Raw genomic sequence first — 22,611 nt, 5'->3', positions numbered from 1 at the left:
CGGCGCAGCGTTGTTGTCCCGGCCCGTCCCCGCAAAGGCAGAGCCGAGCGGCGCGCTGTGTTAAATATGTGATACTTGGCGCATGCCAGGGCCAAAAATGAAAGAAACAGACGCTGCGCCGTCCTTGGTGCAGGAACCGGTCATTTTCGCGGAACTTGACCTGGCGCTCGTCAACGCGCTCCAGCTGCAGCCCCGGGCCAGCTGGGTCGACCTGGCCGGGCCGTTGGGGACCACCGCCACCACCCTGGCGCGGCGTTGGGACCGCTTGTCGAAAGCCGGACTCGCCTGGGTCACGGCGTCCTTCGGCCCGGAATTCGCCCGGAGCCGGTGCATCTCTTACGTGATGATTCGGTCGGAGCCCGCTGAGCGCACCAGCGTGGTGGAACAGCTGGCGCAGTGCCCGGAGGTGGCAACGATCGAGGTCGCCACCGGCGGCCACGACATCAACTGTGACGTACTGACCCTCGATCTCAGGGACCTGGACCGTTTCCTTACCGAGAAGGTCCATGGTGTCCGCGGAGTCATCTCTGTATCAATCCTGCTGACAACCTCGTTGTACCTGGAGGGCAGCCGCTGGAGACTGCGATCCCTGGACCAGGACCAGCTGAATGTGCTCAATAAGAGCACCATGTCGCGCACGCAGGGAAACTACGTCAACCACCTTGACGGGTTGGACCGCTCTCTGCTCGGGCACTTGGCGAACGACGGGCGCCTCAGCTGGGCCGAACTTGCCTCCCTCACCGACGCCAGTACCGCCACCGTCCGCCGCAGGGTGAACAAGCTCATCTCCTCCGGCATCGTGACGTTCCGCTGCGAACTTGCCCATTCCCTGGCCGGATGGCCGATTCAGGCCTCCCTGTTGGCGCAGACACCGGCCGCGGACGTGGACCGGATCTGCAGGGTGCTCGCCGCGTGGCCGGAATGCCGCTTCCTTGCCGCGGTTACCGGGACGGCAAACGTTTATGCCACCTTCTGGGTCCGTGATCTCGGCGAGCTGCAGCGTCTTGAGGCCAGGACAAGCGGGCACTTTCCCTCGCTGACTGTGGTGCACAGGATGGTGGCGCTGAACACGCCTAAGCGTATGGGCCATTTGTGCGACGACGAGGGCCGGCGGACGGGAACCGTTCCCATCTCACCCTGGTAGGGTGCCGCCGCGCCGAAACGACAGATGGCGGCAATGTCCTTCGAGGACACTGCCGCCATCTGTTCTTTGGCTTGCTATGGAGTGTGGAGCGGCGGAACCGGTACTAGCCCACCTGGTGCAGCCAGCGGACGGGTGCGCCTTCGGCGGCGTGCCGGAAAGGCTCGAGTTCCTCGTCCCAGGCCTCGCCGAGTGCGAGGGAGAGCTCATGGTAAACAGCGGAGGGGTCACCGGCACCGGATTCGTAGGCGTACCGGATGCGGTCCTCTGACACCATGATGTTGCCGTGCACGTCCGTGACGGCGTGGAAGATCCCGAGCTCGGGCGTGTGCGACCAGCGGCCGCCGTCGACACCCTGGCTTGGCTCCTCGGTGACCTCGTAGCGCAAGTGCGCCCAGCCGCGCAGTGAGGACGCCAGTTGAGCCCCCGTGCCCGGCGTTCCGGTCCACGACAGCTCGGCCCGGAACATTCCGGGCGCGGCAGGCTGGGGAGTCCACTCAAGGTCCGTCCGCTTGTCCACGACAGACCCAATGGCCCACTCAACGTGGGGGCACAGGGCGGTCGGGGCCGAGTGAACGAACAGGACACCACGGGTTAGTGCAACAGACATTCCATCCTCCATAGCTATAGGTACGTCTTCCCCAACGACCTCCGCCTGGATGTCTGCCTGTTGCGCGGAACCGCGTGCAGGGCGGTCGGCCCTGCCAGACTATTCAGTTTCTTCAAGACTGTCTGGTGCAAAAATACGTCCGGACCTCAGGTGCTACTTGCTCACGAGCTTCAAGCACCACTTGAAAGTTTCCGGGCGTGAGTCCCATTCTGCCGTACGCGATCTAATTACGCCAGTGCAATTCGGCGCGTCGTTCCCGGCGAGTCGCGTCCCGGTGATTTAGGCACGCGGGTGAGCCTGCTGATAGCTCTTGCGGAGCCGGTCGACGGAGACGTGGGTGTAGATCTGGGTGGTCGCCAGGCTGCTGTGGCCGAGGATTTCCTGCACGGCGCGCAGGTCCGCCCCGCCGTCGAGCAGGTGGGTTGCCGCCGAGTGCCGGAGCGCGTGCGGGCCTGTCGCTGCGGTGTCTCCCAGCCCGTCCAGCAATCCTTTAACGACGCTGCGGACCTGCCGCTGGTCCACGCGCCTGCCGCGGACGCCCAGGAAGAGGGCCGGGCCGGAGCCGTCGGCGGCCAGGGCGGGTCGCCCGCGGCGCAGCCAGTCGTCGACGGCGAGCGCTGCCGGAAGGCCGTACGGCACTGTCCGTTCCTTGTCGCCCTTGCCGATGACCCGGAGGGTCCGGCGGTCCGGGTCGAGGTCGTCGACGTCCAGGCCGGCCAGTTCCCCGACGCGGACTCCGGTCGCGTAGAGCAGCTCCAGCATGGCCCGGTTCCGCAGGGCCAGCGGCTCACCCCCCGCCGCCGCGGACTCCGCCCCGGCGACAAGCCGCTGGACTTGCCCCTGCTGCAGCACCCCGGGCAGTGACTTCTCCCGCTTAGGAGCTTTCAGCCGCAGGGCGGGATCAGCCGTAATGAGTTCCTCTCGGACCGCCCAGGCGGTGAAGGCCCGTGCGGTGGCGGCACGCCGGGCCAGGGTCGCACGGGACATTCCCGCTTCGCTCTGGGCGCCAAGCCAGCGGCGGAGAGTGCCGAGCTCAAGGTCGGCCAGCTCCCCAGCGCCCTCCGACGCCGCATGCGCCAGCAGGCTTCCCACGTCCGCCAGATAGGCGCGCACGGTGTGGCCAGAACGGCCCCGTTCCGCCTCGAGGTACCGGCCGAACCCGTGTGCGGCTTCGGCGAGCGCTCCGGGCAGTTGTTGTGTTGGCACCCTCCAACTCTCCCAGCAATTGGGCACTGGCCCGGGCAGCCTGGCGGCGCGCCGCGGTTCCGGGGCAGTCTGGCGGCGCGCCGTGGTTCCGGGGCAGCTTGGCGGCGCGCCCAGGTTCCGGGGCAGCTTGGCGGGTCCTCACCCGGCCTTCGCCGCACGCTTCCAACCCCCGCGCTGGGACTCGGCCAGGCCCAGCAACCCCAGCCGCCCCAGGCCGGCCCGCACCGACTCCGGGCTCAGGCCGGCAACCGTTGCCAGCTTCTCAACAGTGCTAGTGGTCCGCAGCGGCAGGGCATCCAGCAGGATCAGATCTTCCAGGGTCAGCCCGTCGTGGGCCTCGGCGCGGGCGGGCTTGTCCTCCGGCATCGAGTCACCACTCGGTGAGGCAAGTTCGGCGATTTCACCGGCGTCCGTGACGCAAACGGCGCCGCCTTCGCGCAGCAGTCTGTGGCAGCCGGCGGAATTGGCACTGTGGATCGATCCGGGAACCGCTCCGACTGCCCGGCCAAGGGTTTCAGCGTGATGGGCAGTGTTGAGCGCGCCGGATCTCCACCTGGCCTCCACCACGACGGTGACAGCGGCCAGCGCCGCAATGATTCTGTTCCGTTGCAGGAACCGGTACCGCGTCGGCGCCGATCCGGGCGGGACCTCGGCCAGTACGGCGCCCTGGGCGGCGACCGCCCGGAGCAGGTCCTCGTTACCGGCCGGGTAGAAGCGGTCCACTCCCCCGGCCATGACGGCGATGGTCGGCAGGCCGCTGACTGCACCGGCCAACGCGGCCCGATGGGCGTGGGCGTCGATCCCGTAGGCGCCACCGGAGACGATGGTGAAACCGCGCTGGACCAGGGCGTAAGCCAGGTCGCCGGTGACCGCGGAGCCGTAGGATGTGCTGTCCCGGGAACCCACGAGAGCGACGGTCGTGTTTACCTCCGGCAGTCCCTGTTCCACCCCCCGCCACCAGAGGCAGATCGGCTCCTGCAGCCCCAGGTCGGCGAGCTGGGCCGGCCACAGCTCGTCCGTCGGGATGAGCAGGCGGCCGCCGAGGCGCTGCAGAGTCGCGAGGTCACGGGCGGGCGCCAAGTCGGGAATCCGCGGTGCCCAGCGCTTCAGTGCCATGCCGAGGCCGGTCCACCCGGCCCCCGCACCATTCTCCGCCAGGACCTGCGTGAGCTCCTGCTCCAGCCCAGGACCGGCTGCCAGCTGCCCGGTGGCGATCCTCAACGCATCCTCCGCGCCGGCAATCTGGACCAGTGCCAGGCCAGCCGCGTCCTGGGGCTCCCAAAGCCGGGACAGTGCGGCCCGGGCTGTCCTCTCGTTTTCGGTCATGACGCTGCTCTCTCTTCATGTTGCGGTTCCGTCCTGGCTGTTGTCACAGGTCCCGGCGTCAGCGAGCCGCCGCCGCGGCCTGCCGGAGGCCGAGCGCCTGACCGACGTCGTCGGCGCCGGGGAACTGACGGTTGCCGAGGTCTGCCAGGGTCCAGGCCAGGCGCAGGACGCGGTCATAGCCCCGGGCTGTCAGGACGCCGCGTTCCAGCGCGCGGTCGAGTATCTGTGTGGTCGGCCTTGCGAGCCGGAGTGGTCCGCGGAGCACCCGTCCGGGCACCTGGGAGTTGGTTTCCAGGCCGAGAGGCCCCAGCCGGTCCAGCTGTCGCTGCCTGGCCTTCCGGACGCGGGCGGCGATGTCAGCTGTCCCTTCTTCGGCTTGCGGCTGGCCGAAGTCGGCCAGGGCGACGCGTTCGACTTCCAGCTGAATGTCGACGCGGTCCAGCAGCGGGCCGGACAGCCGGGCCAGGTAGCGGCGGCGCATCATGGGCGTGCAGGTGCAGTCCACGCCTTTGCCGGAGGCTTTGCCGCAGGGACAGGGATTGGCTGCGAGGACCAGCTGGAACCGGGCGGGGTAGGCTGCTGTGCCTGCCGAGCGGTGGATGACCAGTTCGCCGCTTTCCAGCGGCTGGCGGAGGGCATCGAGGACCCGCCGCTCGTATTCCGGCGCTTCGTCCAGAAACAGCACACCGCGGTGGGCCCGGGAGGCAGCCCCAGGCCGCGGCAGGCCGGATCCGCCGCCGATGATGGCGGCGGCGGTGGCAGTGTGGTGCGGGTTCTCGTAGGGCGGCCGGCGCAGCAGGGTGACGGTGGCGGCGGTGAGCGAACTCAGCGAATGGATGGCCGTCACTTCCATCGCTTCCCTATCGCCAAGGTCCGGGAGCAGGCCGGGGAGGCGCTCGGCCAGCATGGTCTTGCCGGCCCCGGGCGGCCCGGTCAGCAGCACGTGGTGGGCTCCTGCCGCCGCGACTTCCAGCGCCCGGCGGCCCTCGCTCTGGCCGGAAACGTCGCACATATCCGGGGCCACGCCGGGCGGGGGGCTCCCCCCAGCCTCCCCCGGTTCTTCGTCCACTGGTTCAAAGTCCAGGGCCAGGTCCTGCGGGTCGGCACCGAAGTCGAACGCCAGCCGGGCCAGGGTCCGGTAGCCGCGGACCCGGGCGCCCGGCACCAGCTCCGCTTCGGCGGCGTTGGCGTGCGCCACGACCACGTCCGGGTAGCCGGCCTGGACCGCGGCCAGAACGGCCGGGAGGATCCCGCGCACGGGTCGCAACCTCCCGTCCAGGCCCAGTTCCGAGATGAATACGTGCCGCCCGGTGGGGCGGACATCGTTGGCGGCCAGCAGCACCGCCATCGCGATGGACAGGTCAAACCCGGAGCCGCGTTTGGGCAGCGACGCCGGGATCAGGTTGGCGGTGATTTTCCGGCGGCTGAGCGGGATGCCTGAGTTCTGCGCCGCGGAGCGGATCCGTTCCTTCGCCTCGTTGAGTGAGGCGTCCGGCAGGCCAAGGATCACGAAAGCCGGAAGGGTCTGGCCGATGTCGGCCTCGACCTCCACGATGTAGCCGTTCAGCCCGACCAGCGCCACGGAGTAGGTACGGCCCAGCGCCATCTAGCCCACCCCTTTGAGGTGTTCAATGGCCGGACCGCCGGTGCCGTCGTCGAGTACGGCAATGACGTCCACGCGGCGCAGCGGCATTCGCAGCTCATGGTCCCGGCACCATGCGGAGGCCAGCCGGTGCAGGCGGGCGAGTTTGTCCGGCCCGACGGCTTCGAAAGGGTGCCCGTACGCCAGGGATTTCCGGGTCTTGACCTCGGCGATGACCAGGGCGTCGCCGTCGAGCGCAACGATGTCGATCTCGCCGTCGGGGCAACGCCAGTTGCGGTCTACGACCCGCATCCCCAGCGCCTCGAGGTAGCCGGCGGCAAGGTCCTCACCGCGCCGGCCCAGCGCGTCTTTGGCTCTCATGCCTCCAGCATGCGGCGCGGAACGCCCTGCACGAGGCGGGCTATCGGGCTATGTGGGAAACTTCGGCTATGTGAGTAAGTCCGGCGCTTATTCTAGTTCCCCAGGTCCTCAACCTTGGGCAGCGCCAGTTCCTCGCTGCGCGGGAGCTCTTCGACGTTGACGTCCTTGAAGGTGATGACCCGGACGCTTTTGACGAACCTGGCAGAGCGGTACACGTCCCAGACCCAGGCGTCCTGGAGGGTCAGGTCGAAGTAGACCTCGCCGTCGGCGCTGCGGGCTTGGAGGTCCACGTGGTTGGCCAGGTAGAAACGCCGTTCGGTCTCGACCACGTAACTGAACAACCCGGCGACGTCGCGGTATTCGCGGTAGAGCTGCAGCTCCATGTCGGTCTCATAGTTTTCAAGGTCCTCGGCACTCATGGTTCCATCTTGCACCATCCGGCCCCGGGCATGCGCCACTGCCCCACCGGACCGGGCCTCCGTTCAGGCGCTGAGCAGCTGCCAGCTGACCCGGTGATACGGCGTCGGCCCGGCGGCGCGGAGCGCGTCCTTGTGCGCGGCGGTTCCGTAGCCTTTGTTCTCGTTCCAGCCGAAGGCGGGGTACTCGGTGTGCAGGGCCGTCATTTGGCGGTCGCGTTCGACCTTGGCCAGCACCGACGCCGCCGCCACGCTCAGGCACTGCATGTCGGCCTTCACCAGGGTGTGGACGGGTGCGTCGCAGACCGGCTCGTCCGGGCCCGCGTCCTCGGGTTCCGGGTCGAACAAGGACGCCTGCGCCGCCGGTGACAGCCAGTTGTGGCTCCCGTCCAGCAGCACCACATCGGGCACAACGCCGGCCGCCAGCACCGCGCACCACGCGCGGTTCCCGGCAAGCCGGAGCGCGGCGATGATTCCGAGGGCGTCGATCTCGGCGGCCGAGGCGTGGCCGACGGCGGAGGCGACGCTCCAGCTGCGGACCAGCGGCTCGAGCCGCTCCCGCTCCGCGATCTTGAGCAGCTTGCTGTCCCGCACATCAGCGAGCAGCTTTTGTTTGTGCAGGTCCACGACGGCGATTCCGACGCTGACCGGTCCGGCGAGGGCGCCGCGGCCCACCTCATCGATCCCGGCGAGGAGCCGGGCGCCGGAGCCCCGGAAGCGGCGCTCGTAGTCGAGGGTTGGAGCTTCTGACACGTTGTCCTACTTGCCTGCCGGTGCCTTCGCGGGTGCCGGGACACCGCTGAAAACGTCCGGGTAGTTGTCCAGCGCCGTGATCCGGTTGAGCGGCCAGGCGATCACCGCCGCTTTGCCTTCAATGTCGGCGACGTCAATGAAGCCGCCGCCGTTTTCCATGTGTGCCCGCGAGTCCGCGGAATGGTTGCGGTTATCCCCCATCACCCAGACCTTGCCGGCGGGCACGACGACGTCGAAGTCGCGTTCCTGCGGGACCTCGACATTGTTGACGTATTTCTCGTCCAGCGGCGCGCCGTTGACGGTAAGCCGACCGCTGCCGTCGCAGCAGACCACGTGGTCACCGGGCAGGCCGATGACACGCTTGACGAGGTGCTGTTCGGAGTTGTCCGGCAGCAGGCCGACGAAGGTCAGGGCGTCCTGCACGCCGGTGAACGGCCCGGCCGGCTTCTGCGCGGTCGGCACCAGCCAGCCCTTGGCGTCCCGGAATACCACAACGTCGCCGCGCTGCATGGCAATGGGCTCGGGGACCAGCAGGTTGACGAAGATCCGGTCGTTGACGTCGAGGGTGTTCATCATGGATTCGGACGGGATGTAGAAGGCCCGGAACAGGAACGTTTTGATCAGGAACGACAGCACGACGGCGATCACCACGACCGTGGCGACCTCCTTCAGCCAGACGACGGCGGGGCTCCGGCCCTCGCGCGCTTTCGCCTTCCGGGCCTTCGCCGACGTCGGACCGGCGTGCGAGGGCCCGTCCTGCGGCACCCCGGCGGCACGCTCGGGGGCAGGCCGGGCGCGCCCGGCTTGCACGGGCCGTGCCGGCGCAGAGCCGCCGTGCGCCGGCGCAGAGCCGCCGTCGGCACCCTCGGGCCGCGGCACAGCGGGAAGCTGCGTCGTCGGGTGCTCGCCGGCGGGAATGGGCGAGGACGTCACCCGGGGCTCGTTGTGCCCCTGCGGATCAGGAGTCCGGGGTCCGGTCTCGGGCATCTACTGTCCGTTCTTTATCGTCGTGGCGGCCTCGTCGGGCCGCGGTATAGCTGCAAATCTATCAAGCGGCCAGATGATCTGTACCGGCCTTCCGATCACCCGGTCGAGCGGCACCATGCCGCCACCGGGAGCGCCCAGCAGGCTTCGGGAATCAGCCGATTTCGAGCGGTGGTCCCCCATCAGCCAGAGCCGGCCGTCCGGCACGATCGTGCTGAACTTCAAGGTGCTCGGTGCGTCGCCCTGATACACATAGGGTTCCTCAACTTGCTGGCCGTTGACTGTGAGCCTGCCGTCGGCGTCGCAACAGATGACGTGGTCGCCCGGAAGCCCGATGACGCGTTTGACGTAGGTGTTGTCGCTGCCGGTCAGGCCGAGCCAGTGGCCGGCGCCAGCGAGGAAATCACCTGCCGGCCCCCGGCCGCTGTTGAGCGGGGCGAAGGAGCCGCGCCCGTCGAACACCACCACGTCGCCGCGGCGGACGGGCGCCGAGGAGAAGGCGGTGCGGGAGACAACGATCCGGTCCCCGTCGCGCAGCAGCGGTTCCATTGATGCCGAGGGGATGAAGTAGATGTCCAGCCAGAGCGAGCGGACCAGGCCGGAGACGGCCACCGCCAAGACCAGGCCCAGCAACGCAAAACGCCAGCCCAGTTTCCCGGGCTGGCGTTTTGTCTGTTCCATGATCCGTATCCTCTAACGCTTTTCTGGAGATCGGCGCAGTGGCGGGCGGTCCGGCGCGTGCCGGGCCAGCCGTGGATCCGCTGAAGAAAGTCCGGAGGACTTACTTGGCGGTCTGGAAGTCGCGCTTTTCCTTGATCTTCGCAGCCTTACCGCGCAGTGCACGCATGTAGTAAAGCTTGGCGCGGCGCACGTCACCCTTGGAGACGAGCTCGATCTTGTCGATGATCGGGGAGTGCACCGGGAAGGTACGCTCCACGCCCACGCCGAAGGAGACCTTGCGGACGGTGAAGGTTTCACGGACGCCGTCGCCCTGGCGGCCCAGGACGAAGCCCTGGAAGACCTGGACACGGGAGTTCTTGCCTTCGATGATGTTCACGTGCACCTTGATGGTGTCACCCGCGCGGAACTCGGGAACATCGCTGCGCAGCGAAGCTGCGTCTACGGAATCGAGGATATGCATTGATCCACTCCTGGTGAACGCCACAGGTCATTCACTTTGGGTCACGGCGGGCAAGCCCGGATGCTGTGCGCACCGGAAATTCCCGCCGAAAGTTTTGTCGTTCCGGTCCAGTCAGGAGTTGACCGGGACCGGGGTGCCGCGCTGTTGGTGACGCTCCCCCTGTGGCAGGTTCGCACCCAGCAGGCACAAGGACCAATTTTGCCACATTCGGGGCCGATTTGGTGAATCGGCAGAGGCGGCTTGCGCAGCCGGGCCGCCCGGGTTACGCGTTCGGGCGGCGCTGAAGGCGGCCGTCGACGACGTCGTACCCCAGTTCACCGAACGCCGTCCGGTCCGCGCGGGGCAGGTGGCCGGCGTCGAACGTTTCGAGCAGGTCCGGGCGGCGCTCCGCGGTGCGACGGTACTGCTCGTGCCGGCGCCACTGGGCGATCTTGCCGTGGTTGCCGCTGAGCAGCACGGCCGGAACCTCGCGGTCCCGCCAGCTGGAGGGCTTGGTGTAGACCGGATATTCCAGCAGGCCGTCAGAGTGGGACTCCTCCACCAGGGATTCCGGGTTCCCGACGACGCCGGGCAGCAGGCGGCCCACCGCCTCGACCATGGCCAGCACCGCCACCTCGCCGCCGTTGAGCACATAGTCGCCTAGGCTCATCGGCCGGACGGTGAAATGCTCCGCGGCCCATTCCAGGACGCGTTCGTCGATGCCCTCGTAGCGTCCGCAGGCGAAGACCAGCTGGTCTTCTTCGGCGAGTTCGTGGGCGATCGCCTGGCTGAAGCGCTCCCCCGCCGGGGACGGGACGATCAGCACGGGCTTGCCGGTTCCCTCGGCCCGCTCGGGCCCCGCCGCTGCCACGGCGGCCAGGGCCTGCGCCCAGGGTTCAGGCTTCATCACCATGCCGGCGCCGCCACCGTACGGGGTGTCGTCGACGGTGCGGTGCCGGTCTGTGGTGAAGCTCCGGAGGTCGTGGACTGCCAGATCCAGCAGCCCGTCCTGGCGTGCCTTGCCGATCAGGGACAGCTCCAGCGGTGCCAAATACTCCGGGAAGATGCTGACGACGTCGATCCGCATCTTAGGCGTTGTCCCCCGGGGCGCTCTCGGCGTCGGCTTCGCCGTCGTCCGGGGTCGCTCCGGCGTCGGTGTTGACCTCGAAGAGTCCTTCCGGCGGCGTGACGAGCACGTACTTCTCGCCGACGTTGACTTCGGGGACGATCTGCTCCACGAACGGGATGAGGATTTCCTTGCCGTCCTGGTCCGTGACCACCAGCAGGTCCTGGACCGGCATGGTGTGCAGGCCGGAGACCTTGCCGACGACCCTGTCGCCGACCCGGACATCCAGGCCGACAAGCTCGTGCTCGTACCAGCCCTCGTCGTCGTCCTCGTCCAGTTCCTCGGTCTCGATGAAGAGCTTCGCGCCGCGGAGGGTCTCCGCGTCATTGCGGGTTTCCACTTCCTCGAACGCCAGCAGCAGGATGTCCTTGTTCCAGCGGGCGCTCTCCACCGTCAGCGGGCCGGCCGAGGCCGGTTCCACCACGAACTGGGTGCCGGGAACGAAGCGGTCACCGGGGGCGTCCGTGAGCACCTGGACGGTTACTTCGCCGCGGATGCCGTGGGGCTTGCCGATTCGTGCCACCTGGAGCTGCATGTGTTCCTCTGTTCGGTCTCGATAAAATCGCGGGGTTGATTGCGCTTCGTGCGCAAAACAGTCCGGCCCCTCCACCATAAGCTGGTGAAGGGGCCGGACTAAAGATCAAGTACTGCTGGCCGCGCTACCGGCGGCGGTCGGTGTCGACGACGTCGACCCGAACCGGCTCACCTTCGGCCAGCGCCGCCACCACAGTGCGCAGTGCGCGTGCGGTGCGGCCCTGGCGTCCGATCACCCGTCCGAGGTCGTCCTGATGAACGCGCACTTCGAGGGTGTCCCCGCGGCGGTTGTTCTTCGCACTGACCTTGACGTCCTCGGGGCTGTCAACAATCCCGCGGACCAGGTGTTCGAGCGCTTCTGCCAGCAAGTTACTCAGCCTCGGTGGTCTCTGCTTCGGCCTCGGCAGGAGCCTCGGCGGCGTCGTCCTTCTTAGCCTTCTTGGTGATGGCTTCCGGGATGATCACGGAACCCTTTTCCGGGGCGACGAAGGCTTCCTTGGCAGCCTTGGTCTTCAAGGTGCCCTCCTGGCCCGGGAGACCCTTGAACTTCTGCCAGTCACCGGTGATCTTCAGGATCGCGGCAACCTGCTCTGACGGCTGTGCGCCGACGCCGAGCCAGTACTGGGCACGGTCCGAGTTGACCTCGATGTACGAGGGCTCTTCGGTCGGGTGGTACTTGCCGATCTCTTCGATGGCACGGCCATCACGCTTGGAGCGTGCGTCCATGACGACGATGCGGTAGTACGGTGCGCGCATCTTACCGAAGCGCTTAAGGCGAATCTTTACGGCCACTTTTGTGGTCACTCCTGTTTCTGAAACGGGGTCGAGCCCGGCGTTCTGCACCCGTGGGGCGGGCCGTACTAGGGGGTTCTAAAGGACAGGATCCGGACGCGGAGAGAGGGGCCACGCAGATCGAGTACCTGTTTATTGTGCCAGATCACCGCGCGGATTTCGACTTGACACCCGCGGCGGGCCCGGCGGGGCGGGATTCTCCGGCGGTCAGGACGTCCAGACGTAGAGTCCGGCCTTCGTGGCGGGGTCCACGCCGGCGGCCAGCTCGGCGAGCTGCCGGACATAGCGCCCGGCCTCCTCGGCGCCGAAGGGCATGTCCTCCTCGGCGGCCCAGGCTTCGCTGACTTCGGCCAAGACGTCGCCTTCGCCTTCGGTTTCGTAGCTGAGCAGGTCGGCGAGGGCCCGGACCATGGCGGCGGGAACGCCCAGCAGCGAATCGCTGGCCACGTCCACCATCGCCAGCTCATAATCGGCGCCCGCAGCGTGCACCGCGGTGCCGGCCAGGTCCCCCAGCCGCTCGACTTCGTAATCGCTGATCTCCGGGATCCGGACGGCGCCAGTTGCCGCCGCCGCGCCGCCATCGAGGGCCGCCGCCCGCTTGAGGGCTTCATCGTGGGTGGAGACAAAGACTTCGGTGAATCCCATGGAACCCATCCTTTGATTTCTGGCGGCGCCGGGCCGCGGTTTCAGCGTCGCTTCAGCCTAACCGCTCCGCCCGGCCCGGCGCGGTTAGGCTGAAGCGACGCCGGGACGGGCGCCGGCTGCCGACGGGCGCCTAGCGGACGGCGACCCGGATCCGGTTGCGCCAGGGATCCTCGAAGCGCAACTCGGCCCCGGTGTGATGGGACTGGACCCTGGCGGACTTGAGCCGGTCCGCGAGGGCGCCGACGTCGTCGCCTGAGGGCACTTCGATCAGCACCTCGCCCAGGCCCAGGGTGTCGCGCCGTGGTCCGGCGCCGCGGCTGTTCCAGACGTTCATGGCCATGTGGTGGTGGTAGCCGCCGGCGGAGACGAAGAGCGCCTGCCCGTGCCAGCCGGCGGTCTTCTCGAAACCGAGCGTGCCGACGTAGAAGTCGTGGGCGGACTGCACGTCGCCGACCTGCAGGTGGACGTGCCCGACGCCGGCGTCCGCCTCGCGCTGGCCGGCCAGGGACGCTTCGGTCAGGTGCTGCTCCAGGTAGCGCTGCGGCGGCAGGGCGAGGCTGTCCATCACGACGTTCGTGCCGTCCCAGGACCAGGCGTCGCGGGGCCGGTCCCAGTACAGCTCGATCCCGTTGCCCTCCGGGTCGTTGAAGTAGAAGGCCTCACTGACCAGGTGGTCGGCGCTGCCGGTGAAGGACTGCGGCTCGTACTGGGCGGCTGAGGCAATCGTCGCCGCCAGCGAGGACTGGTCCTGAAACAGCAGGGCAGTGTGGAAGAGGCCGGCCTCGCCGCGGGAGGGCAGATTCAGCCCCGGCGCGGGGGCCAGATGGACCAGCGGCTTCTGCCCGCGCCCAAGGTAGAGCCCGCCGTCCTGGTCGGCAACGACGTCAAGGCCCAGGGCGCGCTGGTAGTAATCAGTCATCAGTTTCATGTCGCCGACCTTGAGCATCACGGTGCCCATGGTGAGTTCGGCGGGAAGAAGATCCTGGCTGCTGGCTTCTGCGGTCATTTGAAACGCTCCGGTGGTTCTGCGGCCACCGACCCTCGATGACCCTCTACAGAACTAAATTACTTGAAGCTTCAATTTATTCCAAGTGCCGGTGTCTCTACCTGCCGAGGACGTTCCCCCGCAGCACGATGTTCCAGGGGCTGTGCAGCGTGGCGAGGTTGGTCCGCGGGTCCTCGGCGCAGACCAGGACGTCGGCGCTGGCACCTTCGGCTATGGCGTCGGCTCCCAGCCAGCTCCGGGCGGCCCAGGCACCGGCGTCGAGGGCAGCAGCAGCCGGGAGCCCGGCAGCGTGCAGCGCCTCGAGCTCATCGACGATCCTGCCGTGCTTGATCACGCTGCCGGCATCGGTGCCGGCGTAGATGCTTACTCCGGCTTCATAGGCTTCGAGGACCCTTTCCGCGCGGCGCTCCCAGAGCGCCAGCATGTGCGCGGCGTAGCGCGGGAACTTCGCCTCGGCCTGCGCCGCGATGTCCGGAAAGGTGGCGATGTTGGTCAGCGTCGGCACGATCGGGACGCCCTGTTCGACGAAACGGGGCAGATGCCGGGGCAGCAGGCCGGTTCCGTGCTCAATGCAGTCGATGCCGGCGTCGAGCATGTCATCAAGGGTGTCCTCTGCGAAGCAGTGCGCCGTGACCCGGGCGCCCTCGTCGTGGGCCGCGCTGACTGCGTCCTTGACGCTTTGGGCCGGAAAGCTCGCGGCGAGGTCGCCAGCGTCGCGGTCGATCCAGTCCCCCACGAGCTTGACCCAGCCGTCCCCCGCCCGGGCCTGTTTGCGGACCGCCTCGACGAGGTCTTCTGGCTCCACTTCGATGGCCAGGCCCCGCAGGTAGCGCCGCGTCCGGGCAATGTGGCGGCCGGCGCGGATGATGCGGGGCAGGTCGTTGCGTTGCTGGATCCAGCGGGTGTCGTGGACGGCGCCGGCGTCCCGGACCAGCAGGGTGCCGGCGTCGCGGTCGGTGCGGGCCTGCTGCTCGGCGACGCCCTCGGAGACGTCCCCGCCCGGGCCCAGGCCGATGTGGCAGTGCGCGTCGACGAGTCCCGGGATGACCCATCCGTCCAGCACCGATCCGGGTGTTTCAAGCGGGCGCTGGAAGGTCAGCCTGCCGTCGACAGCCCACAATCCCTGCCGTTCCTCGTCGGCTGCGGTGAGCACCGGGCCGGTGAATTCGATGATGCCGCTCATGGCCTAAAGCCTAATCCGCATCGCGATTCTGACCCCCAGCCCGTCGAGACCCCGCTGCGCTTCGCGGGTCCGCAAAGCGGCAAGCGCCCCCGTCGGCACGGCGACGGTTTCGAACCCGCAGCTCGCATAGAACGGTGCGTTAAACGGGATGTCCGCGTAAGTACGCAGCGTCATCCAGTCGAATCCCAGTCCCCGTGCCGCAGCCAGGGCTGCCTCCACGAGAGACCGGCCAATTCCGCGGCGGGCGAAGTCCGGGTGCACCGAGAGTTGCTCAAGATGGGCCTGGCCCCCGACATTATCGACCCGGGCATAGCCCACGGCCGGACTGCCAGCGACCAGCAGGAAAAGCGGTTCCTCCGCGTCATCCGGCTCAGGAGCGGCTGGTAGCGGGCAGCCCAGTTCTGCCGCCAGCAGCCGGTCGGCCGCGGCTTCAAGGGCCGGCAGGCCAGCGAGGTCTTCCGGCGAAGCCCGACGGATCAGGAGCAGCGCCATCTTAGGAGGCGCGGGCGTGCCGGCTGCGGCTGGCTTCTGCAATGAACGAACGGATGGCGCCGTCGCCTTCCCTGGAATCGTGCGGCCGGTGACCGCCCGGGGCGGTGCGGTGCAGGGCGCCCGTCTCCCGCAGGTAGCCGGCGATCTCCTCATACAGCGGCTCCCAGCCGCCGGTGAGGACCAGGGTGGGCACACCCGGGACGATCTGCAGCGGCGCTTCCCAGGCCGGCGCCTGCAGCCGGAGCCGGCGGGCGGCCCGGGGGCTTTCTGCGGTGACGGCCCCGGTTGTCTCCGCCGAAAAGACGCGGCGGACGAATTCGCGCTGGAAGTCCTCGTCGCTGAGGTTGTGCCGGACGTCGAAGAGCGGCTGCAGCAGTGACCGGTGCGCCGCAGTAGCGGGCAGTTCGGCCGTGAGCGAGAGGCAGGCCGGCTCCACCAGGGTCAGGGAGTGCACGAGGTCGGGCCGTTCGACGGCGGCCATCATCGCTGCGATGGCACCCTGCGAATGCGCCACGACGTGGCCGCCGGAGGAGCCCCGGCCGTCGTCGTCCAGGGCGCGCAGGACGATCCCTGCATCGGCGTCGAAGTCGGTTTCGAGCGGCTCGGCGACGGCGTCGAATCCGTGCCGGCGCAGAAACAGGGCGTCGTACTGCAGGGCCATGCCGTGCTGCTTCGGCCACGCCGCGGCGCCGAAGCTGCCCGCCCCGTGGACGAAGACTACGCGCTGCTTGAACATGCTCCCACCCTATGGCACGGGTCTGTCATCGAGGCCGAGGACATACGTCCACGCCCGCCCTGCCACACCGCGCCTTGCTTACTTGCTGCCGCCGAGGAACTTGTCGAACCCCTTGGGCAGGTTCAGCTGGGACGGGTCGAAGTCGCCGCCCTGCTGGCCGAAGGCCGCGCCGGTGGGCAGCGCCTTGGGGGCGGCGCGCCGTGCTTCGGCGTCCTTAAGCTCCTGCGCCGCCTTGGCCGGGTTGCCGGAGCGGGCCTTCTTCTTCGGCGCGGTCTTGGCGCCCTTGCGGGCCGCGCCACCGCCCATGCCGGGCATCCCCGGCATACCGGGCATGCCGCCGCCGGCTGCCATCTTCTTCATCATCTTCTGCGCCTGCGCGAAGCGTTCCAGCAGGCCGTTGACTTCGGAGACGTGCACGCCGGAGCCGCGGGCGATGCGTGCACGGCGGGAGCCGTTGATGATCTTCGGGGCTACCCGCTCGTGCGGGGTCATGGACCGGACGATCGCCTCGACGCGGTCAATCTCACGCTCGTCGAACTGCTCCAGCTGCTGGCGGATGTTCTGCGCCCCCGGCATCATCATGAGCATCTTCTTCATCGAGCCCATGTTGCGGATCTGCTGCATCTGGGCGAGGAAGTCCTCGAGGGTGAAGTCTTCCTGGTCGGCGAACTTCTTCGCCATCCTGGCCGCTTCATCCTTGTCCCAGGACTTTTCGGCCTGCTCAATCAGGGTGAGCACATCGCCCATGTCGAGGATGCGCGAGGCCATGCGGTCCGGGTGGAACAGTTCGAAGTCGTCCAGGCCTTCACCGGTGGACGCGAACATGACCGGCTTGCCGGTGACCGACGCGACGGAGAGCGCGGCACCGCCGCGGGCGTCGCCGTCGAGCTTGGAGAGCACGATTCCGGTGAAGTTGACGCCTTCGTCGAAGGCCAGTGCCGTGTTGACGGCGTCCTGGCCGATCATCGAGTCAATGACGAAAAGGACTTCGTTGGGAACAATGGCGCGGCGGATCTGTCGGGCCTGTTCCATCATGTCAGCGTCGACGCCGAGGCGGCCGGCGGTGTCCACGATCACGACGTCGTGCAGGGTGCGCTTGGCTTCCTCGACGCCGGCGCGGGCGACGGCGACCGGGTCGCCGGCCGGGTGGTCCAGCTCGCTGGAGGTGGCGCCCGGGTGCGGGGCGTAGACCGGGACGCCGGCGCGCTGGCCGACGACCTGCAGCTGGGTCACCGCGTTGGGGCGCTGCAGGTCGCAGGCCACGAGCATGGGGCTGTGGCCCTGTGCTTTGAGGTGCTTGGACAGCTTGCCGGCGAGGGTGGTCTTGCCCGCGCCCTGGAGGCCGGCGAGCATGATGATGGTGGGGCCGGTCTTCGCCAGTCGGATGCGGCGGGTCTCGCCGCCGAGGATTTCAACGAGTTCCTCGTTGACGATTTTTACAATCTGCTGGCTCGGGTTCAGCGCGCCGGAGACCTCGGCGCCGAGGGCGCGCTCACGCACCCGGGCGGTGAACTCGCGGACCACGGGCACGGCAACGTCGGCATCCAGCAGGGCACGCCGGATCTCGCGGACCGTGGCGTCAACGTCCGCCTCGGTGAGGCGGCCCTTGCCACGGAGGTTCTTGAAGGTTGCTGTCAACCGGTCAGAGAGTGAATTGAACACGCGCCGTGCACTTCTTTCAGTGGATCTGCAGCTGACGGCCGGTACGGCACGCCAGAGTCGGAACTGTTTCGCCGGAACGAACTGCCCCGACAACGGGACTCGACTATCTAGGGTACCAAGACCCGGCTTCAAGGTGGCATGCTGGCGTAGGTGACCAGTCAAACAACGGTAAAGACCCTGCTCATTCTCGGCGCCTCCGGCGACCTGACCGGACGGCTGCTGCTGCCGGGCCTGGCCCGGCTGGTGGCAAGGACCCACGCCGCGGGCCTGACCCTGGTGGGCGCCGGCTCCGATGACTGGACCGCGGAGCAGTGGCTGGAGCGGGTGGACACTTCGTTTGCGGACGCCAACTCGCAGGCCGACTCCAGCGGGAAACGGGAGCTGAAACGGATCCGCAACTCCACCAGTTACCGGCAGCTGGACGTCACCGCGGACGGGCAGCTCGCCGGGCTGATCAACGCCGTTGAGGGGCCGGTGGCGGTGTACTTCGCCCTGCCGCCGCGGATCAGCCAGCTCGCCTGCGAGGCCCTGACGCCCGAGCAGGTGCCGGCCGGCACACGGCTGGTCATGGAGAAACCGTTCGGTTCCAGTGAGGAGTCCGCCCGGCACCTCAACGAGACGCTCGCCGCCCTGGTCCCGGAGGACCACATCCACCGGGTGGACCACTTCCTGGGTAAAGCAACGGTGCTGAACATCCTGGGCCTGCGCTTCGCGAACACGTTCCTGGAGCCGGTGTGGAACCGGGAACACATCGAGAAGGTGGAGATCATCTTCGACGAGGACCTCGCCCTCGAGGGCCGGGCCCGCTACTACGACGGCGCCGGCGCCCTGCGGGACATGATCCAAAGCCACCTGCTGCAGATCATGGCGCTGATGGCGATCGAACCGCCGGCCTCGGTAGACGAACGGGACCTGCGCGACGCCGTCGGGACTGTGCTGCGGGCCAGCAGCATCAAGGCCCCGTACGCCAAGCACACCCGCCGCGCCCGGTACACCGCCGGATCCCTGGACGGCCGGAAGGTGCCCGACTACGCCAAGGAAGAGGGCGTGGACCCGTCCCGGAACACCGAGACCCTGGCCGAGGTCCAGGTGGACATCGATAACTGGCGCTGGCAGGGCGTGCCGTTCCTGCTCCGTTCGGGCAAAGCGCTCGGGTCCATGCGCAAAGAAGCGGTGGTCACGTTCCGGCCCCCGCCGCACCTGCCCAGGGGCTTCACCGGCGTTGACACCCCCAACCAGCTGCGGATCGGGTTCGGCCCGGACACGCTGCAGTTCGACGTCGACGTGAACGGTCCGGGCGACGTGCTGAGCCTGGACCGCGCGACGCTGCACGCGGAGCTGAGCGCTTCGGCCCTCCTGCCCTACGGTGAAGTGCTGGAGGGCGTGCTCAACGGCGATCCGCTGCTGTCCGTGCGCGGCGACACCGCCGAGGACTGCTGGCGGATCCTCGATCCCGTGCTGAAGGCATGGGCCCGGGACGGTGTGCCGCTGGAGGAATACCCGGCCGGGTCCCCCGGGCCGGAGGGCTGGCCCACGTAGCCGTAGGGCCCGCGGCAGACGAAAAACGGGCCGGACACCTTCCCCGGTGTCCGGCCCGCTTGTCGCAGCCCGCTGCGCGGTCCACGGCTGGAGGGCCGCCGCCTCTGTGCGCCTAGATGGCTGCCGTGCCGCGTTCTCCGGTGCGGACCCGGACCGCTTCAAACACGTCCACGGTCCAGACCTTGCCGTCGCCGGCCCGGCCCGTATTGGAGCTGGCGATGATGACATCCAGGATGTCGTCCGCCTGCTCGTCGGTGGCCAGCACCTCGACCCGGATCTTCGGCAGCAGGTCCACGTTGTACTCGGCTCCGCGGTACACCTCGGTATAGCCGCGCTGCCGGCCGTAGCCGCTGGCTGCGCTGACCGTCAGGCCCTGCACCCCGTAGGACTCCAGACCTTCGCGGATGGCGTCGAGTTTTTCCGGACGGACGATTGCGGTAATCAGTTTCATGCCCCCACACTTTCCTTGCCTGCTGCGGCTTTCTTGCCGTTGGACTTCACGGTCACGGGGTCCGGTGCGTCAGAGGTGTCGCCGTGCGACTTGCCGGTGATCAGTTCGTGCAGCGGCTGGAAGCTTCCGCCGTGGCCGCCGACACCGAACTCGTACGCCGTTTCGGCGTGCAGGCTCAGGTCCACGCCGACGACTTCCTGCTCCTGGGAAACCCGGAAGCCCATCGTCTTGTGGATCGTCAGGGCGATCACCGTGGTCAGGACGGCCGAGTAGGCGATCGCCACGCCGGCGACTGCAAGCTGCGCCCACAGCTGGGTCAGGCCGCCGCCGTAGAAGAGGCCGCCGCCGACGCCGTCGGCCGGGAGGGCGATGAAGCCAAGGGCCACGGTGCCGATGATGCCGGAGACGAGGTGGACGCCGACGACATCGAGCGAGTCGTCAAAGCCCCAGCGGAACTTCAGTCCGACAGCGAGCGAGGACGCGACGCCGGCCACGACGCCGAGGCCGAGGGCGCCGACCGGGCTGACGTTGGCGCAGGCCGGGGTGATCGCGACCAGGCCGGCGACCACGCCGGAGGCGGCGCCGAGCGAGGTGGGGTGGCCGTCGCGGATGCGTTCGGTGACAAGCCAGCCGAGCATGGCGGCGGCCGGGGCGGCGAGCGTGTTGACCCAGATCAGGCCGGCCTGCTCCGCCGTCGTTGCTGCACCGGCGTTGAAGCCGAACCAGCCGAACCAGAGGATGGCGGCTCCCAGCATGACGAACGGGATGTTGTGCGGCCGGTGGTTGGGGTCCTTGCCGAAGCCGCGGCGGTTGCCGATGATCAGGACCAGGACCAGGGCCGCAACACCGGCATTGATGTGCACCACGGTGCCGCCGGCGAAGTCGATGGCAGGACCGAGGGCCTTGCCGAGCTCACCTTCCGGGCCGAAGAGTCCGCCACCCCAGACCATGTACGCCAGCGGGCAGTACACCAGGGTGACCCAGACCGGGACGAAGACGCTCCAGGCGCCGAACTTGGCGCGGTCGGCGATCGCGCCACTGATCAGGGCCACGGTGATGATGGCGAAGGTGGCGGCGTAGCCGACCTTGATCAGGCCGTCGGGAGTAGTGATGCCCTCCAGCCCGAAGGTGGCGAACGGGTTCCCGACGATTTCCAGGAAACCCTCTCCGGAACTCATTGAGGCGCCCCACAGCACCCACACCACGCCGACCATCCCGATCGAGATGAAGCTCATCATCATCATGTTCAGTGCAGCCTTGGCGCGCGTCATGCCGCCGTAGAAAAATGCCAGCCCGGGTGTCATGAACAGCACGAGCGCTGCTGCCACCATCAGCCAAACGTGACCTGCGGTAAGTTCCATGGTGCACGTCCTCCCTTTGCTTAGAAATGTGCCGCCCGAAAAGCGGCCGATGCGAAGTGTTGCTGTCCGGCGGATCGCTCCGCCTGCCCCAACGCTGATTGCGTTCTAAGAAGAGTCTGCTGGCGCCGTGTTTCACCGGCTGGGGTTTTACATTGCCGGGCTGTTACAAGAACCGGCTGGAAGTAAATGCTGCGTCTCGCGCTTGTTACGGTTATGTTTCACGCGGACGATCCAGCCCCCGGCCTGCGCCAGGGCACCGAAGCAGTACCGAAAGCAGCAGCAGCATGAGCAAAACTTCCCGTTCCGCCAACGGAGCCGGGCCCGCTTCGGGCTTCCTGCGTTCCGGCGGCCCGGCCCGCCGGCGTCCTACCCTGCCCCGGGACATCAAGGTGATGCTGGTCGCCGCCTTCCTCATCGCGCTGGGTTTCGGGCTGGTGGCCCCGGTTCTGCCGCAGTTCGCCACGACGTTCGACGTCGGTGCCACCGCGGCAGCGGTGATTGTCAGCATCTTCGCGTTTATGCGGCTGGTATTCGCCCCGGCCGGCGGCGCGCTGATCGTGCGGCTGGGCGAGCGGCCCATCTACGTGACGGGCCTGCTGATCGTGGCGGCCTCGACGGCGGCCTGCGCCTTCGCCCAGAACTACTGGCAACTGCTGGTCTTCCGCGGCCTGGGCGGGGCCGGATCGGTGATGTTCACCGTGGCGTCGATGGCGCTGGTGGTGCGGCTGGCGCCGCCAGAGAGCCGGGGCCGGGTGTCCGGGGCCTATGCGTCGGCCTTCCTGATCGGCAACGTCTGCGGCCCGATTGTGGGAGGGCTGCTCGCCGGCTTCGGCCTGCGGGTGCCGTTCCTGGCCTACGCTGCAGCGCTGGTCCTGGCAGCGGCAGTCGTGCAGACCCAGCTCAGCCACGTGCCGGCAGGGGCGCGGGACGCCGGCGCGGCAGCACCGGCGATGCTGCTGCGGGACGCGTTGCGGGACAGCGCCTACCGGGCCGGGCTTGCCTCCAGCTTCGCCAACGGCTGGGCCACGTTCGGGGTCCGGATGGCAACGGTGCCGCTCTTTGCCGTCGCGGCGCTCGGCGCCGGTTCATCCTCCGCCGGCTGGGCGCTGGCCGTCTTTGCTGCCGGCAACGCCGCGGCGCTGACCTTTTCGGGCCGGCTCGCCGACACCCTGGGACGCAAGCCGATGATGCTGGCCGGCCTGGTGGTCACCGGGCTGGCCACGGCCGGGATCGGGTTCACCCACCACCTGCCGGAGTTCCTGGTGGCCTCCACCGTTGCCGGCATCGGCTCGGGCCTGCTGGGGCCGGCGCAGCAAGCGGCGATCGCCGACGTCGTGGGCAACGAGCGTTCCGGCGGGCGGGTGCTGGCCGTGTTCCAGATGACTTCGGACAGCGGCGCGATCGTAGGCCCGGTCATTGCCGGGCTGCTGGCGGACCGGCTGGGCTACGGCTGGGCCTTCGGCGTCACCGGCGGGGTCCTCCTCGCCGCGGCGGTCGGCTGGGTGCTGGCCCGCGAAACTTTCCAGGGAAAGCCCGCCGGCCCGCAGTAGGCGCCGTTGCGGCAC

25 protein-coding genes are annotated in these 22,611 nt (G+C 68.4%); 3 read left to right on the top strand and 22 right to left on the bottom strand.

The window, feature by feature from the left end:
• Positions 1-97 precede the first annotated feature (97 nt).
• On the top strand, positions 98-1,144 hold the full coding sequence (locus tag QFZ61_RS10165; protein WP_307035666.1) for an Lrp/AsnC family transcriptional regulator: 1,047 nt from the start codon (positions 98-100) through the stop codon (positions 1,142-1,144).
• 103 nt (positions 1,145-1,247) lie between these two features.
• Here QFZ61_RS10165 and QFZ61_RS10160 read toward each other — a convergent pair whose 3' ends face one another.
• The 20 genes from QFZ61_RS10160 to ffh all read right to left on the bottom strand — a co-directional run bounded on the left by QFZ61_RS10160 (position 1,248) and on the right by ffh (position 17,695).
• The gene (locus tag QFZ61_RS10160; protein WP_307035664.1) at positions 1,248-1,751 is read right to left on the bottom strand and encodes a DUF3145 domain-containing protein; all 504 of its coding nucleotides are present in this window, start codon (positions 1,749-1,751) and stop codon (positions 1,248-1,250) included.
• A 279-nt stretch (positions 1,752-2,030) separates the two neighbouring features.
• Positions 2,031-2,957, bottom strand: coding sequence for a tyrosine recombinase XerC (locus QFZ61_RS10155; RefSeq protein WP_307035662.1), 927 nt, complete (start codon positions 2,955-2,957; stop codon positions 2,031-2,033).
• A 138-nt stretch (positions 2,958-3,095) separates the two neighbouring features.
• On the bottom strand, positions 3,096-4,283 hold the full coding sequence (gene dprA / locus QFZ61_RS10150) for a DNA-processing protein DprA (RefSeq protein WP_307035659.1): 1,188 nt from the start codon (positions 4,281-4,283) through the stop codon (positions 3,096-3,098).
• A gap of 58 nt (positions 4,284-4,341) precedes the next feature.
• Complete coding sequence (locus QFZ61_RS10145; RefSeq protein ID WP_307035657.1) at positions 4,342-5,889, bottom strand: YifB family Mg chelatase-like AAA ATPase; 1,548 nt, start codon at positions 5,887-5,889, stop codon at positions 4,342-4,344.
• Positions 5,890-6,246: a YraN family protein gene (locus QFZ61_RS10140; RefSeq protein WP_307035655.1), complete on the bottom strand. Its 357-nt coding sequence runs from the start codon at positions 6,244-6,246 to the stop codon at positions 5,890-5,892.
• Between the two features lie 92 nt (positions 6,247-6,338).
• Positions 6,339-6,665, bottom strand: coding sequence for a DUF2469 domain-containing protein (locus tag QFZ61_RS10135; protein WP_307035653.1), 327 nt, complete (start codon positions 6,663-6,665; stop codon positions 6,339-6,341).
• A 63-nt stretch (positions 6,666-6,728) separates the two neighbouring features.
• The gene (locus QFZ61_RS10130) at positions 6,729-7,415 is read right to left on the bottom strand and encodes a ribonuclease HII (protein WP_307035652.1); all 687 of its coding nucleotides are present in this window, start codon (positions 7,413-7,415) and stop codon (positions 6,729-6,731) included.
• Between the two features lie 6 nt (positions 7,416-7,421).
• Entirely contained in the window at positions 7,422-8,402 is a 981-nt protein-coding gene (gene lepB, locus QFZ61_RS10125; protein WP_307035650.1) for a signal peptidase I, read from the bottom strand.
• Positions 8,403-9,080: a signal peptidase I gene (gene lepB / locus QFZ61_RS10120; RefSeq protein ID WP_307035648.1), complete on the bottom strand. Its 678-nt coding sequence runs from the start codon at positions 9,078-9,080 to the stop codon at positions 8,403-8,405.
• A gap of 100 nt (positions 9,081-9,180) precedes the next feature.
• Entirely contained in the window at positions 9,181-9,540 is a 360-nt protein-coding gene (gene rplS / locus QFZ61_RS10115) for a 50S ribosomal protein L19 (RefSeq protein WP_090953186.1), read from the bottom strand.
• A gap of 262 nt (positions 9,541-9,802) precedes the next feature.
• On the bottom strand, positions 9,803-10,606 hold the full coding sequence (gene trmD, locus QFZ61_RS10110) for a tRNA (guanosine(37)-N1)-methyltransferase TrmD (protein WP_307035646.1): 804 nt from the start codon (positions 10,604-10,606) through the stop codon (positions 9,803-9,805).
• 1 nt (position 10,607) lies between these two features.
• Entirely contained in the window at positions 10,608-11,180 is a 573-nt protein-coding gene (rimM, locus tag QFZ61_RS10105; protein ID WP_307035644.1) for a ribosome maturation factor RimM, read from the bottom strand.
• Positions 11,181-11,304: 124 nt separating this feature from the next.
• Positions 11,305-11,547 (bottom strand): RNA-binding protein, encoded by a 243-nt coding sequence (locus QFZ61_RS10100; RefSeq protein ID WP_307035642.1) that lies wholly within the window; start codon positions 11,545-11,547, stop codon positions 11,305-11,307.
• Position 11,548: 1 nt separating this feature from the next.
• Entirely contained in the window at positions 11,549-11,971 is a 423-nt protein-coding gene (gene rpsP, locus QFZ61_RS10095; protein ID WP_307035640.1) for a 30S ribosomal protein S16, read from the bottom strand.
• A gap of 207 nt (positions 11,972-12,178) precedes the next feature.
• The gene (locus QFZ61_RS10090; protein WP_307035639.1) at positions 12,179-12,616 is read right to left on the bottom strand and encodes a hypothetical protein; all 438 of its coding nucleotides are present in this window, start codon (positions 12,614-12,616) and stop codon (positions 12,179-12,181) included.
• A gap of 130 nt (positions 12,617-12,746) precedes the next feature.
• Positions 12,747-13,622: a VOC family protein gene (locus tag QFZ61_RS10085; RefSeq protein WP_307035637.1), complete on the bottom strand. Its 876-nt coding sequence runs from the start codon at positions 13,620-13,622 to the stop codon at positions 12,747-12,749.
• A gap of 97 nt (positions 13,623-13,719) precedes the next feature.
• Positions 13,720-14,805 (bottom strand): amidohydrolase family protein, encoded by a 1,086-nt coding sequence (locus tag QFZ61_RS10080; RefSeq protein WP_307035635.1) that lies wholly within the window; start codon positions 14,803-14,805, stop codon positions 13,720-13,722.
• 3 nt (positions 14,806-14,808) lie between these two features.
• A complete protein-coding gene (locus QFZ61_RS10075) occupies positions 14,809-15,297 on the bottom strand; it encodes a GNAT family N-acetyltransferase (protein ID WP_307035633.1) in 489 nt (162 codons plus the stop codon).
• A 1-nt stretch (position 15,298) separates the two neighbouring features.
• Entirely contained in the window at positions 15,299-16,033 is a 735-nt protein-coding gene (locus QFZ61_RS10070; RefSeq protein WP_307035631.1) for an alpha/beta hydrolase, read from the bottom strand.
• 78 nt (positions 16,034-16,111) lie between these two features.
• Positions 16,112-17,695, bottom strand: a complete 1,584-nt coding sequence (ffh, locus tag QFZ61_RS10065) for a signal recognition particle protein (RefSeq protein WP_307035629.1) — start codon at positions 17,693-17,695, stop codon at positions 16,112-16,114.
• 150 nt (positions 17,696-17,845) lie between these two features.
• Here ffh and QFZ61_RS10060 point away from each other — a divergent pair, with 150 nt between their 5' ends.
• Positions 17,846-19,234, top strand: coding sequence for a glucose-6-phosphate dehydrogenase (locus QFZ61_RS10060; protein WP_307035627.1), 1,389 nt, complete (start codon positions 17,846-17,848; stop codon positions 19,232-19,234).
• 112 nt (positions 19,235-19,346) lie between these two features.
• Here the strand turns inward: QFZ61_RS10060 and QFZ61_RS10055 are convergent, their stop codons facing one another.
• Together QFZ61_RS10055 and QFZ61_RS10050 are read right to left on the bottom strand one after the other, a co-directional pair.
• Positions 19,347-19,685, bottom strand: coding sequence for a P-II family nitrogen regulator (locus tag QFZ61_RS10055; protein ID WP_307035625.1), 339 nt, complete (start codon positions 19,683-19,685; stop codon positions 19,347-19,349).
• The gene (locus QFZ61_RS10050; RefSeq protein ID WP_307035623.1) at positions 19,682-21,046 is read right to left on the bottom strand and encodes an ammonium transporter; all 1,365 of its coding nucleotides are present in this window, start codon (positions 21,044-21,046) and stop codon (positions 19,682-19,684) included. The genes QFZ61_RS10055 and QFZ61_RS10050 overlap by 4 nt, the downstream gene beginning before the upstream one ends.
• Positions 21,047-21,330: 284 nt before the next feature.
• On the opposite strand from QFZ61_RS10050, the gene QFZ61_RS10045 reads away from it, so the two are divergent.
• Entirely contained in the window at positions 21,331-22,596 is a 1,266-nt protein-coding gene (locus QFZ61_RS10045) for an MFS transporter (protein ID WP_373427147.1), read from the top strand.
• Positions 22,597-22,611 lie beyond the last annotated feature (15 nt).

It is taken from the genome of Arthrobacter sp. B3I4 (genome assembly GCF_030816855.1).
In the GTDB taxonomy this organism is placed as follows: Bacteria; Actinomycetota; Actinomycetes; order Actinomycetales; family Micrococcaceae; genus Arthrobacter.
The sequence above is the reverse complement of the archived record's forward strand: the minus strand, read 5'-3'. Positions and strand labels throughout refer to the sequence as shown.